Origin of the sequence: Streptomyces macrosporus (assembly GCF_039533145.1) — a bacterium.
Classification (GTDB): domain Bacteria; phylum Actinomycetota; class Actinomycetes; order Streptomycetales; family Streptomycetaceae; genus Streptomyces; species Streptomyces macrosporus.
Window position 1 is genome coordinate 282,730 of the sequence record NZ_BAAASZ010000017.1, and the last position, 12,092, is coordinate 294,821.

8 protein-coding genes and 1 pseudogene are annotated in these 12,092 nt (G+C 75.1%); 3 read left to right on the top strand and 6 right to left on the bottom strand.

The features are described 5' to 3' along the window. Positions 1-5: 5 nt before the first annotated feature. The gene (locus ABD335_RS09700) at positions 6-2,402 is read left to right on the top strand and encodes an ATP-binding protein (protein WP_344321748.1); all 2,397 of its coding nucleotides are present in this window, start codon (positions 6-8) and stop codon (positions 2,400-2,402) included. A gap of 23 nt (positions 2,403-2,425) precedes the next feature. Here the strand turns inward: ABD335_RS09700 and ABD335_RS09705 are convergent, their stop codons facing one another. Together ABD335_RS09705 and ABD335_RS09710 are read right to left on the bottom strand one after the other, a co-directional pair. Next, on the bottom strand, positions 2,426-2,935 hold the full coding sequence (locus ABD335_RS09705; protein ID WP_344321749.1) for a hypothetical protein: 510 nt from the start codon (positions 2,933-2,935) through the stop codon (positions 2,426-2,428). Further along, the gene (locus tag ABD335_RS09710) at positions 2,932-4,179 is read right to left on the bottom strand and encodes a hypothetical protein (RefSeq protein WP_425583586.1); all 1,248 of its coding nucleotides are present in this window, start codon (positions 4,177-4,179) and stop codon (positions 2,932-2,934) included. Before ABD335_RS09710 ends, ABD335_RS09705 begins: the two co-directional genes overlap by 4 nt. Positions 4,180-5,425: 1,246 nt before the next feature. Between ABD335_RS09710 and ABD335_RS09715 the strand changes: the two genes are divergently transcribed. Continuing rightward, positions 5,426-6,430: a 2-hydroxyacid dehydrogenase gene (locus tag ABD335_RS09715; RefSeq protein WP_344322117.1), complete on the top strand. Its 1,005-nt coding sequence runs from the start codon at positions 5,426-5,428 to the stop codon at positions 6,428-6,430. Between the two features lie 169 nt (positions 6,431-6,599). On the opposite strand, the gene ABD335_RS09720 is transcribed toward ABD335_RS09715, so the two are convergent. The 3 genes from ABD335_RS09720 to ABD335_RS09730 form a co-directional block, all read right to left on the bottom strand. Continuing rightward, positions 6,600-7,277: a DUF4389 domain-containing protein gene (locus ABD335_RS09720; protein WP_344321751.1), complete on the bottom strand. Its 678-nt coding sequence runs from the start codon at positions 7,275-7,277 to the stop codon at positions 6,600-6,602. Between the two features lie 127 nt (positions 7,278-7,404). Beyond that, positions 7,405-8,343, bottom strand: coding sequence for a universal stress protein (locus ABD335_RS09725; protein WP_344321752.1), 939 nt, complete (start codon positions 8,341-8,343; stop codon positions 7,405-7,407). 200 nt (positions 8,344-8,543) lie between these two features. Next, on the bottom strand, positions 8,544-9,434 hold the full coding sequence (locus ABD335_RS09730; RefSeq protein ID WP_344321753.1) for a universal stress protein: 891 nt from the start codon (positions 9,432-9,434) through the stop codon (positions 8,544-8,546). 246 nt (positions 9,435-9,680) lie between these two features. Between ABD335_RS09730 and ABD335_RS09735 the strand changes: the two genes are divergently transcribed. Continuing rightward, positions 9,681-10,193, top strand: coding sequence for a flavodoxin domain-containing protein (locus ABD335_RS09735; RefSeq protein ID WP_344321754.1), 513 nt, complete (start codon positions 9,681-9,683; stop codon positions 10,191-10,193). Between the two features lie 168 nt (positions 10,194-10,361). Here ABD335_RS09735 and ABD335_RS09740 read toward each other — a convergent pair. Beyond that, positions 10,362-12,079: pseudogene (locus ABD335_RS09740) on the bottom strand (sensor histidine kinase). Positions 12,080-12,092 lie beyond the last annotated feature (13 nt).

Sequence of the window (12,092 nt, forward strand, 5' to 3'; positions counted from 1 at the left end):
TGCTGGTGAACGCCCTCGCATGGGCTCTGGCGACCGACGGGGACAAGCCGGCGCGGGAGGCCCGCGCCGCGCTGGAGCGCGTCCTGCGACACGCGGCCGGGCCGGACGCGGAACCATCCGCGGCACGGCCGGCCACGGGCGACGGACCCCCGGCGGACGCGTGGAATCTCGCCACCGCCCTGGTGCGGCGGGCGGACGACGACGGCCGGCTGCTCGACGCCCTGCGCGGCTGGCTGAGAGCGCACCCCCCGCCCCACGGACCCGGAGGAGGCCACACGAACAGCATCGGCGGCGACGCCCTGCTCCAGGGGCCGACCGTGCAGGCCCGCGACATCCACGGCGGCATCCACGTGCACCAGGCCCCCGCCGCCCCGCAGCGCCCGCCCACCCCCCGCCAACTCCCGCCCGTCACGGCGCACTTCGCCGGCCGCGCGGAGGACCTGAAGGCCCTGGAGGCGCTGCGCACGGCCCGTCCCCGCCCCGCGCCGCGGCTCGTGGTGATCAGCGGCCCGGCGGGGGTCGGCAAGACCACGCTCGCCTCCCGCTGGCTGGGCGACCTCGCCGAGGAGTTCCCCGACGGGCAGCTCTACGCGGACCTGGGGGGCTACGCGTCCACCGGCCCGGTCCGACCCGCCGACGTGCTCGACCGCTTCCTGCGCTCCCTGGGCGTGACGGCCGTGCCCGGCGGCCCGGCCGAGCAGGTCGCGCTCTGGCGTTCGGTCACCGCCGACCTGCGCCTGACCGTCCTCCTCGACAACGCCTACACCGCCGCACAGGTACGGCCGCTGGTGCCCGGGACGTCCGACAGCCTCGTCGTCGTCACGAGCCGGCAGCGGCTGACCGGCCTCGTCGTCGACGGCGCGGCGGTCCACCACCTGCGCGCCCTGGAACCGGGCGCGGCCCTGGACCTGCTCCGCCACGGCGGCGGCGAGCGGGTGGCCCGCGACCCGGAGACCGCCCGCCGCGTCGTCCGGCTGTGCGCCTTCCTGCCCCTGGCGGTGAGCCTGGCCGCCGCCCACCTGGCGGCACGGCCCCGGCAGCCGCTGTCCGCGCTGGCCGCCGCCCTGGACCGGGGCCGCGGCCCGCTGGAGGCGTTACGGGTGGAGGGCGAGGCGGCCGTCCGCACCGCCCTGGACGAGTCCTACCACGCGCTGCCCGAGGACGCCGCCCGGGTCTACCGGCGACTGGGGACGCTGCCCGTCACCCACTACGACACGCCCCTGGTCGCCGCGTCCTGCGACCTGCCGGTCGAGGAGGCCGAGCGGACGCTGGACCTGCTGGTGGAGACCAACCTCCTGGAGGACGCCGGTTCGGACAGCCTCCGCTTCCACGACCTGGTCCGCCTCCACGCCGCCCAGCGCGGCGAGGCCGAGGAGAGCGCCGCGGCCCGCCGGGAGGTGGCCCGGCGGTTCGTGGACTGGTGCCTGGCCACGGCCACGGCGGCCGAGGCGATCCTCTCCCCCGTCCACCGCAGACTCGCCCGGCACTACGCCCACCCGCCCGCCGCCACCGCCCCCTTCGAGGACGGCGAGACGGCGCTGGCCTGGCTCGACACCCACCGGCACACCCTGATGGCGGCGGTGCGGCTCAGCGACGCGGCGGGGTGGGACGCGACCACCTGGCAGCTCGTGGACGCGATGTGGCCGCTGTTCCTGCGGCTGCGCCCCACCGAGATGTGGATCGAGGCCCACACCGTCGGCCTGGCCGCCGCCCGACGGGACGGAGACCGGGAGGCCGTGGGACGCATGCTCACCTCGGGCGGCAACGGCCTGCGGGACGCCGGCCGGATCGAGGAGGCGGCCGACTGGTACGAGCGGGCGCTGCGGCACGCCGAGGAGGACGGGGACGTGCGCGGGCAGGCACAGGCCCTCAACGGACTCGGCAACGCGCGGCTGCGCGCCGGCCGGCTCGACGACGCCGAGGCGTACTTCACCCGCGCCCTCGCACTGCGCGAGTCCATCGGGTACGGACGCGGCGCCGCGCTGTCACGGCTGTGCCTGGGCGAGACCGCGCTGGCCCGCGGCGAGCACGGCCCGGCGATCGGACACCTGTCCCGGGCGTACGACGACCTGAGGGCGGCCGGCGACACCTACGACGCCGCACGGGCCCTGGCCCTCCTCGGCCACGCCACCGCGTGCGCGGGCGACCCCGCGGGCGGCCGGGAGCGGCTGTGGAAGGCGTTCGCCGACTTCCGAAGGACCGGCTCGGCCCACTGGCAGGCCCGCGCCCTGGAACTGCTCGGGCTGGCGGCCCGCCGCTCGGGCGAGGAGGACCGGGCCCGGGAACTGCTCCGACGCTCCCTGGACATCTACCGGCCCCTCAGCCCCGCGAACGCACGGCGGCTGGAGGACCGGCTCCGGGCGCCGGACGCCGGAACCGATCCCCCCGACCCCTCGACCTGACGCGACGGGCCGGCCTCACGGCCTCACAACCGCACGACGCGCACCCGCGCCGCGCCGGCCCCACCGTGGCCCGCACCGGCCCCACCGTCCAGGACCACGGTGCGCAGGGCGTCCACGGAGTACCCCGCCACCAGCCAGGAGTGCAGCAGCGAGGCGAACGCCACCCACTGCCGCACGGACGGGACCACCCCGCCCACGGGCAGCGCCACCAGCAGCCGGCCGCCGCGGACACCCGCCACGCAGCCGCCGTCCGCGCGCGGCACCGCCGCCACCAGGCAGCCCGGATGACGGTCCAGCACCCCGACCACCCGGCGCTCGGCCCGCCGCACGGGGAGCGGACGGCTGCCGCCGAGGACGTCCGCGTACTCGTGCCAGCGGCCGTCCTCCCGCCGGTCGGGGTCCGCGCACACGTGGACGTCGGCGAAGGGCGCGGTGACCGCCGAACGGTGCGGCGGGGGCGCGGTGCGCACCACCGTGACCCGCACGCCGGCGGGCGACAGCACCGCGACACGGGTGCGGAACGCGGGCGTCACGCCGGCACCCCCGGCACCGGCGTCTCCCCGTGGTCCAGCGGCGCCGGCACGGCGGCCGGCTCGGTGACGGGCTCGTACGCCGGCTCGGCCAGACCCAGCAGCCGGTACACCAGCCGGCGCATGAGGCGGTTGAAGCGGCCGGGCTCGGAGGTGAGCCCCGCCGCGACGCGCCGGTACTCCTCCGGCCGGTACTCCTCGGCCGCGTAGCGCAGTTGCCCCTCCAGGGGGTGCAGCGGCGACAGCGCGGGCGCGACACGGGCGAGGTGGGCCGCCGGCGAGACCGGCGAGATCCCCTCGCCGGGGTCGCGGTCCAGCAGGATGGGAGCGCCCGTCAGCGTGCCGTAGGCGGTCACCGACCCGTGGTCGCCGACGATGAAGTCCGCGGCGACCAGCGGCGCGTACCAGTCGGTGTCCGGCGGCAGGAGCGCCAGCCCCCGGCGGCGGCAGGCGGCCAGCCACGCCCGGACCTGCCACCCCCCGTGCCCCGCCCAGACGTTGGGATGGACCAGGAGCGCCGTGCGGTACCTCTCCCGGGGCAGCTCGCCGAGCAGCCGCGGCAACAGCGCCTCGAAGCGCCCGAAGGACGAGGACGGCCCCCAGGTGGAGGTGAACAGCACCAGCTTCCGCCCCTCGGTCAGCCCGAGGGCGCGCCGGTACCGCTCCCGGTGCGGCAGGCTGGCGACGATCCGGTCGTGCCCGGGGTCGCCGACGACCACCGCCCTCGACAGCGCCTCGGGGCAGGAGCGCCGCAACTGCCGGCGGTGCCGCTCGTGCGCGAGCACGATCGCCGCGGGCACCACCCTGCCGTCGCGCATCAGATGGCGGCGGCTGAGCATGCCCGGCACGCGCGACGGGCCCGCCGCACCGTCCTCCGCGCCGCGCAACAGCTTGATGTGACCGACGCCGTGCGGCATGCGCACCACCGGCGCCCGCACCTGGTCGATCCCCTGGGAACCCGCGGCCAGGGCCAGGTCGAACCCGGCGCCCACCGCCTTCTCCCACGGCACCACGCCGATGCCCAGGTCCCGCAGGTGACGGGCCACGCCGTCGCCGAACGCGTGCGGCGCGACGGTGAAGACCACCTGGATCCGCAGATCGGACTCCAGGAGCGAGACGACCTCACGCAGGCGGTGCACGTAGGTCATGGTGTGCGCGACGACCAGGACCCTCTTGCAGCCGGTCCGGGTGAGCCACTGGCCCTGCTGGATCACGGCAGGCTCCGTGCGCCTGCTCGAAGCGGACATGAACTTCCCCCATGTGTCGACGATTTGCTGCGTCGGAGGGGAGGTGCCCGGGGGCGCGGACCGTTTTCCTGCAACCTCCTTGCCGAAACCTTGCAGCGCCCGCCGAGCCCCGCCGGGGTCCCCGCCGGGCCCCGCGCACATCACCGGTACGGGCGAGCCTGACATCCGGATCGCCGGGTAGGCCCCTGCGCACCGCAGCGAACGAGCGCCGCTCCCCCGCCGTCCCGGGGACGCCACCCCCACCACGGGCGAAGCGGACGGACCGGCGCCGGCCCCACCCCATCGGCGGCAGGAGAACGACTTGTCCCCCAGACCGACACGACGCGGATTCCTGAGCCTGACCGGCAGGGCGGCGGCCGCCGCCGGCGCGGTCGCCCTTTCCGTCCCGGCCGGCGGCACGGCCACCGCCGCGCTCCGCCCTCCGGCGGCCCCCCGCCCGGCTCCCCCGACGCCCCTCCGCCCCCAGGGCCCGCGGGACGCCTGCCACGAGCCCCCGGACGCGGGCGTGTCGTGCGACCTGGAGCGGAGGGAGGTCTGATGGCCGTCTTCGTCCCCCGCTCGGCCTGGGGCGCCCGCCCCGCCCGCAGCCGCCCCACCGACATCGCCCCCGAGAACGGCGGCGTCGCCGTCCACCACGTGGGCCCCTCGCGCGTCGCCCGCGCCGGCCACGACGACTGCGCCGGACAGGTGCGCGGCATCCAGGCCCACCACATGGACGTCAACCGGTGGGGCGACATCGCCTACACCCATCTGGTGTGCGTCCACGGCTACGTCTTCGAGGGCCGGGGGCCGGGCGTGCGGACCGCCGCCAACGGCACCGCCGCCGGCAACCGGAACTGGTACGCGGTGTGCGCCCTCACCGGCGGCACCCGCTCCCGCTACGACCCCGTCGGCGACCGACTCCTGGACGCCTTCCGCTGGTCGATCGCCCAACTGCGCGACATCGGCGGCGCGGGCCGCGGCATCCGGCGGCACGGCGACCTCACCGCCACGTCCTGCCCGGGCAGGCTCTCCTCCTACGTGCGGGACGGCTCGCTGGAGCCCGGAACCGGCCCCCCCGACGGGACCCGCGGACCCCCGCCCGGCCCGTTCGGCCCCACCCCGCCGGGACGGGCCGCGAAAGGCTCCCGGCGACGGGTTCGCCGCCGGCACGGGCGGGTACGGCGGTCCCCGGAGACGACACCCACAGGGAGGCGACGTGGACCACGCGGCGGACACGACAGGAGACACGGCGGCGGGCGGGACGGTGGACGTCGTCGCCTACGGGGTCGTCGCCGACGAGCGGCCCCTGCTGGAAGAGGCGTTCGGAGGGCGGTACCGCCTGCGCTGCCTGGACCTGGTCCTCGACCGGGACACCGCCTCCACCGCCGCCGGCTGCGAGGTCGTCTGCAGCAGCGTCAACGACGTCCTGGACGGGGAGGTACTGGCCACCCTGGCACGCGGCGGCACCCGACTGATCACCCAACGCGCCACCGGCTACAACAACATCGACCTGGAGGCGGCCCGGAAGGAGGGCCTGTCGGTCGCCCGCGTGTCGTCCTACTCCCCCCACTCGGTGGCCGAGTTCGCCTGGGCCCTGGCCCTCGCGGTCGACCGCAGGGTGGCCAGGGCGGTGACCCGCACCCGCGACTTCGACTTCCGGCTCGACGGCCTGCTGGGACGCGACTTCCACGGGCGCACCGCCGGCGTGCTGGGCACCGGGAAGATCGGCGCCGCCTTCGCCCGGATCGCCGCGGGCTTCGGCATGCGCCTGCTCGGCTCCGACATCGCCGAGAACCCCGAGTGCCTGGAACTGGGCATGGAGTACGTCGAGCGGGACCGACTGTTCGCCGAGGCCGACCTGATCAGCCTGCACCTGCCGCTGGTGCCCGACACCCACCACGTGGTGAACGCCGACGCCCTGGCCCGGATGAAGGACGACGCGATCCTGATCAACACCAGCCGCGGCGGCCTGATCGACGCCCAGGCCCTGGTGGAGACCCTGCGGGCGGGCCGGCTCGACGGCGTGGGCCTGGACGTCTACGAGGAGGAGGCCGGGGTGTTCTTCTTCGACCGCTCGCTGGACGTGATGACCGACGACACCCTCGCCAGGCTGATGACCTTCCGCAACGTCCTGGTCAGCTCCCACCAGGCGTACTTCACCCGCGACGCGGTCGGCCAGATCGTCGAGGCCACCGTGCGCAACGTCGAGGACCACCTGGCCGGCCGCACCGGCGACAACACCCTCGTCCCGCCACCCGCGCCCCGCTGACCGACGACCGGAGAGACGAGGACCGCGAGGACGAGCCGGGAGACGGACCGCCGGCGGGCCGAACGGCCGGGATCGAACGGAGACGGACGGTCGGGATCCACCGGAGTCACCCGGACGCGGAAGTGCACCAGGGCGTGCGCGATCAGGAAGGGCACCACCAACGCCTCGATCACGGCGCCGGTTTCCGCTCGGCACCGCCCTGGTCCAGCCGGAAGGGCGGATAGACGTCCGTCATCAACGCCACGTAGGCCACCACCCGCAGCACCCACCGGTTCAACCCGACGACCAGGTCGTACAGCCCCCTGGGATAGACGCCGGTGAAGGCCACGGCGACCACCGCGAAGAACGCCAGGACGGCGATCAGCCCGGCATAGGCGAACCACCACCGCTCCCCGCCCGCACCGCCCGCGCCGCCGGTGAGGAACCCCACCACGATGTAGTGCGGGATCGCCAGCAGCCACCACTTCACCAGCACCAGACCGCGCGAGAGCCGCTCGGGACGGACGACGTCCAGCCGCGCCGGATAGTCCGGCTCCGGACCCAGGCTGAAGGGCGGATAGCGGTCGGTGGCGAACGCCCCGTGGGAGTAGTACGTCACGCGCCAGTTCCAGCGCAGCACACCGAGGTTGAAGGCGAACAGCGGACGCGGATAGCGGCCGGTGAACAGCACGGCGAAGAACGCGATCACGGTCACCACGGCGAACGCGATCCACAGGAAGAACAGCACCACGTAGTGCGGGATCAGCAGAATCCACTTCACCAGCCACAGCCAACGCGACAGCGGCTCGTCCAACGCCGCCTCCACCCGCACCGGCACGACCGGCTCGGTCGCCGCCTGATCGACCACGGTGATCAGCTCCTTCGTTCGACGACGGCCGGGAACCGGGCGCGGAAAGCGGGCGACGGCACCGGCGGACACGCGACCGCGCCCCGGTCACGGCGGATCTGGTGCCGCAGGCCCGCCGGGACGGCGGTCACGTCCTCGCACCCCCCTTGCCGGGAACCGGCACCATCAGCACCGGGCAGTGGGCGTGGTGGATCAGGGCGTGCACCACCGGACCCAGCCGCATCGCCAGCCGGCCGCGCCCCCGGTGGGCGGCCAGCACCACCAGATCCGCCGCCCGACTCGCCTCGATCAGGACGTGCTGGGCGCTGCCGTTGACCGTCCTGACCCGCGCGCGCACCCGCGGATACTTCTCGCGGAACGGAGCCACCACCCCCTCGGCCACCGCCGCCTCGGTACGCGCGATCCGCGCGATGTCCTCCTCCAACGGACTGGAGGGCACCAGCGGCTCGCCGGGCGGGGACAGGTGGTGGTAGATCCAGGCGTGCAGCGCCGCCAGCTCGGCGTGCCGGGCCGCGGCCTCCTCGAAGGCCAGCTCCACCGCATCGGCGTCGGCGTCGCTCTCGACCCCGACCACGACGGTGCCGTGGACCGCGCCGCCCCCCTCCGGCTCCGGGCCGCCCCGCACGAGCAGCAGGGGCCCGGCGGCGTGCGCGGCGACCCGCAGGCTCACCGAACCGAGCAGCAGCCCGGCGAACCCGCCCAGACCGCGGGAGCCGACCACGGTCAGCGCCGCGCGCCCGCTCACCTCCACCAGGGCCTCGGCGGCGTCCTCCTCCGAGACCCCGGCCAGGACCGTCAGCCCGGGTTCGAGCTCCCGCGCCCGATCCGCCGCCGCGTCCGCCAGCGCCTGGGCGTCCTCGCGGGAGGGCGGACCGAACCCGCGCCCGGTGCCCCCCAAACGGGACCACGGCCGACCGTGCACGACCTCCAACGGAACCGCGCGGCGCCGCGCCTGCGGCGCCGCCTCCCGCAGGGCCGCCTCGGACCGTGGGGAACCGTCCACCCCGACCGCCACGTGCCCCCGCGGTTCCCGCTCCGCGGGGGGCGGTGTGCCGTTGGCGTCCATCGTCCTTCCTCCCGTCCCTGCCACAGCGGAACGCGAACTCCGTCCCGCTATCTACAAGGGTGTACGGAAACTCCCGTTTCCGCTTGGACGCCCCCGGACGACCGCGGAACGCCCGGAGACCCCCGCCACCCGCACGCCGTCCCGCCGTCACGCCGTGCGGACCCATGCCGGGAACCGTCCCCGGACACCGCGCGGACACGTCAGTGGTACGGAACGACGGCGACCGGCGCGGGCGAGTGGTGCATGAGCGCATGGGTCACCGGCCCGACGTGGAAACCCAGCGGAGAACGCCGGACGTGCCGCCCGACGACCACCAGATCCGCCTCCTCGGCGGCCTCCAGCAGATGCCGGGCGGGCCGCCCGATCACGGCCTGCTCCACCACCTCCACCTGCGGATACTTCTCCCGCCACGGACGCAACGCCGCCGCCAACGCCTGCTCCTTCTCCCCGGCCAGGTCGTCCACCGGATTGGGGCCCAGGGCCACCGGATTGATCCCGTACACCGGCGGCGGCTCCCAACCGTGGACGACACGCAGCAGCGCGCCCCGCAGAGCCGCCGCGTCGAAGGCGAACTCCACCAACTCCTCGTTCGGCCTGCTCGGATCCACCCCCAACACGACATCGCGGTACGGACCGCGCTCCCCCCGGCCCCCGCCGTCCCCCTCCCTCTCGCCCCCCGCCCGCACCAACACCAGCGGACACCGGGTGTGGGCCACGGCGGACAGGGCGACCGAGCCCACCAGGAAACCCGCCAGCGCCCCCCTGCCGTGCGACCCCAGCACCAGCATCCCGGCACCGGCCGCCACCTCCCTCAGCACCTCGGCCGGACGCCCCGCGGCCCGCTCGACCACGACCTCCAGACCGGGATGCCCCGCCGACAGACCGGCCGCCACCTCGTCCGGCACCCGCCGCCACCTCTCCCGCGCCTCCGCGTCCAGCGAGGACACGAAACGCGGATGGTGGGACTCCGTCTCCTCCACGTGCACCAGCCGCAACGGCAGCGAACGCAACTGCGCCTCACGAGCCGCCCAGTCCGCGGCGGCCAGACTCTCGCGCGAGCCGTCCAGGCCCACGATGACGGCGCGGGTCATGGCGTGCACCTCCAGACCTCCGGACGGAGCGGCGCTCCGCCCCGCTTCCCGACCCCGAGCCGAGTACCCGCCCGCGGCAGGAGACACGGATCCCCGAGAACCCACCCACGTCACACGACCGACCGCACGGGGTAGGCGTCCCCGTGTGGCCGCGACGAGGCCCGACGACCCCGACGGCCCCGACGACACGCCCGCGGCGACACCACGCCGCACCACCGAGCACGCACAGGAAGGAGGCGGTCGGCGATGACCGCACGACACGTGCTCGTCGCCTACGGCTCGAAGAACGGCTCCACCGCCGAAATCGCCCAGTGGATCGGCGCAGCCCTCCGCGAAAGGCACCTGGAAGCCGACGTGCTGCCCGCGGCCGAGGTCGACGACCTCGCTCCCTACGACGCCGTCCTCCTCGGCTCGGGCCTGTACGCCGGCCGCTGGCACCGGCAGGCCACCCGCCTCGCCCGCCGCCGGTGTCACGAACTGGCACGACGGCCGGTGTGGCTGTTCAGCAGCGGCCCACTCGACACCTCCGCCGACGAACACGACATCCCGCCCACCCCCCAGGTGACACGCATCGCCGCCCGACTGGACGCCTACGAACACGTCACCTTCGGCGGCAGCCTCGCCGACGACGCCCGAGGATTCATCGCCCGGCAACTCCTCGCACACGGCAAGGGCGGAGACTTCCGCAACCGCGAACGCATCCGACGCTGGGCCCACGCGATCGCCGACGAACTCACCGGCGCACCCCAGATCATCTGACCGCACCCACCCCGCCACACCCCCACGGGCCGCCGCGCAGCACCCCGACCGGAAACCGGCACGGCGGCCCCACACCGCCCCGACCCGCGCGACGCCCGCCACCCCGCCGACCGGCCCGGAAGACCCCGGAAACCGGCGCGGGAAACCGGCGCGCGACGACGGCCGAACTCACCCCCCGGCCAGCGGAACCCGCCACACCAGCCGGCTGCCGCCGTCCCGCGGCGACTCCACCAGCAACTCCCCGCCGAGCTTCTCCGCCCGCTCCGCCAGGTTCTTCAGACCGCTGCGACGACCCCCCTCGGGAATGCCCACCCCGTTGTCCACCACCGTGACGGTCACGGTGCCGGACCCCACCACGAGCGAGACCTCGGCCACCGAGGCGTCCGCGTGCCGCGCGACGTTGGACAGCGCCTCCCCCAGCACCGCCACCACGTCGTCGGCCACGGCGGGCGGCACATCGGTGTCCACCAGCCCCTCCATCCGCAGAGCCGGCGTGAAACCCAGGCTCCGCACGGCCTCCTCCACCACCGTCGCCACCCGCACCCGCAGCCCCGACCGGCGGGGCCGGTGCCGTGACCGCGCAACCCGAAGATCGTCGACCTGATGATCTTGATGGTCTCGTCCAGATCGTCCACGGCCCGCAGCAACCGCTCGCTCGCCTCCGGGTGCCGGACGAAACGCACCGCGCTCTGCAACGTCATCCCCGTGGCGAAGAGCCGCTGGATGGCCAGGTCGTGCAGATCCCGCGCGATGCGGTCCCGGTCCTCCAGCAGCGCGACCTGCTCGGCCGCCCGCCGCCGCTTCGCCAACTCCATCGCGACCCCCGCCTGGGCCGCGAAGGACAGCAGCGGAGCCGTCTCCACCTCGGTGAACACCGACGCCTTCCCCCTGCGCACCAGCAGCAGCGCGCCGTGCGCCCCGTCCCCGGTGCCCATCGGCACCGCGACCGCGGGCCCCATCCCCTCCCACCGCGACGGGCCCGACGTGATCCGCGGATCGTCCGCGATACGGGTGCTGGTGATCGACTCCCCCGCCTCGATCGCCGCCCCCAGGAACGACCCCCGCCGGGGCAGCACCAGCCCCCGGAACACCTCGCTGCGCTCCCCCGTGGCCAACGCCACCTGCAGGTTGTCGGTGCCCTCCAAGGGCAGGGCCAGCACCCCCAGGTCCGCCGAGAGGATCCGACGCGCGTGCTCGACGATCAGCTCCAGCACCCGCTGCTCGTCCACACCGGACAGCAGCCCGGCGGTGATCTCGGTGTTCGCCCGCAGCCAGCGCTCCCGGTTGCGCGTCTGCTCGTACAGCCGGGCGTTCTCGATCGCCACACCCGCCGCCACCGCCAGGGTGGACAGCACCGTCTCGTCCTCGGCGTCGAACTCCCGGCCGCCCCGCTTCTCGGTCAGGTAGAGGTTCCCGAACACCTCCTCGCGCACCCGGATCGGCACGCCCAGAAAGGAGTGCATCGGCGGATGGTTGGGCGGGAAGCCGCTGGAGCCCGGATGCCGCGAGAGGTCCGGCACCCGCAACGGCTCGGGGTTGCGGATCAACTCGCCCAGCAGCCCGTGGCCCGAGGGCAGCGGGCCGATGGCCTCGATCTGCTCCTCGTCCAGCCCCACCGGGATGAACCGGGAGAGCCTGCCGTCCTCCCCGATCACCCCCAGGGCGCCGTACTCGGCGTCCACCAGGACCACCGCGGCCTCCACGATCCGCTGGAGCACCTGCGACAGGTCCAGTTCGCGCCCCACCGACAGCACGGCCTCGAGCAGGCTGTGCACCCGGTCCCGGGTGCCGCGCACGGCGTCGATGCGCACCTGCAACTCGTCCAGCAGCTCGTCCAGTTGCAGCCGTGGCAGCCGACCGGCGTCGCCGTGCCCCTTGCCCGCCATGCCCACAGGTCCC

What these genes read in the sequence shown, in the direction of transcription:
- ABD335_RS09710 (WP_425583586.1), bottom strand. Translation starts at nt 4,179, where the DNA reads ATGTCCGCTTCGAGCAGGCGCACGGAGCCTGCCGTGATCCAGCAGGGC.
- ABD335_RS09725 (WP_344321752.1), bottom strand. Translation starts at nt 8,343, where the DNA reads ATGGACGCCAACGGCACACCGCCCCCCGCGGAGCGGGAACCGCGGGGG.
- ABD335_RS09730 (WP_344321753.1), bottom strand. Translation starts at nt 9,434, where the DNA reads ATGACCCGCGCCGTCATCGTGGGCCTGGACGGCTCGCGCGAGAGTCTG.
- ABD335_RS09735 (WP_344321754.1), top strand. Translation starts at nt 9,681, where the DNA reads ATGACCGCACGACACGTGCTCGTCGCCTACGGCTCGAAGAACGGCTCC.